This window comes from Brucella tritici, assembly GCF_902825325.1.
Lineage (GTDB): Bacteria > Pseudomonadota > Alphaproteobacteria > Rhizobiales > Rhizobiaceae > Brucella.
Genome location: NZ_CADEAR010000088.1, coordinates 1 through 345, shown reverse-complemented (window position 1 = coordinate 345; position 345 = coordinate 1). Strand labels below are relative to the sequence as shown.

The following is a 345-nucleotide window of genomic DNA, read 5'->3' as shown; positions in this document are numbered from 1 at the left end:
GGCGGGATATCTCATTCGTCGTCGCCCCCATCCCCGATCATGCTTTTTTTGAGCAGGCGGTTTTCCAGGGTGACGTCGGCCAGCGCCTCCTTCAGGTCACGGCTTTCACGACGCAGCGCTTTTACTTCGTCGCTGGTGGCAGAACGGGCGGTGTCGCCTGCAAGACGCTTCTTGCCTGCCTCGAGGAATTCTTTCGACCAGCTATAATAAAGGCTCTCGGCGATCCCCTCACGGCGGCAGATCGCAGCAATGCTGTCTTCCCCGCGCAGACCTTCCAGAACAATACGGATTTTATCCTCGGCCGAATAATGTTTACGCGTGGCACGACGGATATCTTTGATCGTC

General features: G+C 56.8%; 1 pseudogene. It reads right to left on the bottom strand.

The window, feature by feature from the left end:
- Window positions 1-341 (bottom strand): annotated as a pseudogene (locus tag HWX93_RS22790) (transposase); the annotation flags it as partial.
- Window positions 342-345: the final 4 nt, after the last annotated feature.